Below are 666 nucleotides of genomic sequence, written 5' to 3'. Positions count from 1 at the left end.
TTTTAAAGCCTTTTTTAAATAATTTTAAAAGGAATTTATAATAAATGGGCGACTCTTTACATTATCTTATATAGAGAGATTCTAAAGAGGGGGTAAAAACGTTGAATGTGATTAATTTGTTACTTTATGAAATAGAACATACTTATAGTCAAGATGATTGGTACTCACCATTAAAACTACTTATAAACGACTTGACTGTTGAACAAGCAGTTTGGAAGCCTGAAAGCAACAACACAATAAATTCGATTTGGGAAATTATTGCTCACTTGCTATATTACAAAGAGCGATTGTTATTGCGGTTACAAGGAAAAACTGCAGAGTATGCTTCAAATAACCAAGATACTTTTGCTTTTAAAGGAGATTCACAAGAAGATTGGGATGCTTCAGTCAAAAGGATGCGTCAAGTTAATCATGAAATAAATGAGAAAATCCAAAAATTGAATGCAACAGATTTAGAAAATGTTACATCTAAACTTCCACTATGGAAACATATTAATGGTGTAATCCGTCATGACGCTCATCATGCTGGACAAATCATAGTAATTAGAAAATTACAAGGTGCATGGCCAGTTGATAAAGATAAAAACCGATATGAGTGATTCTCATTTCGACAGAGCTATTTCTTGTTCTCCTCTTTATGTTCTTTCACTAACGGGTGCTTGAGTT

General features: G+C 32.4%; 1 protein-coding gene. It reads left to right on the top strand.

The features are described from left to right. Nucleotides 1–107: 107 nt before the first annotated feature. Nucleotides 108–599 carry a DinB family protein gene (locus V7137_RS30535; RefSeq protein ID WP_335701539.1) on the top strand — a complete coding sequence of 164 codons (492 nt, stop codon included), beginning with the start codon at nucleotides 108–110 and terminating at the stop codon, nucleotides 597–599. Nucleotides 600–666 lie beyond the last annotated feature (67 nt).

The organism is Neobacillus drentensis (assembly GCF_036962765.1).
Classification (GTDB): domain Bacteria; phylum Bacillota; class Bacilli; order Bacillales; family Cytobacillaceae; genus Neobacillus; species Neobacillus drentensis_C.
This window is presented reverse-complemented; position numbering and strand designations above follow the sequence as displayed.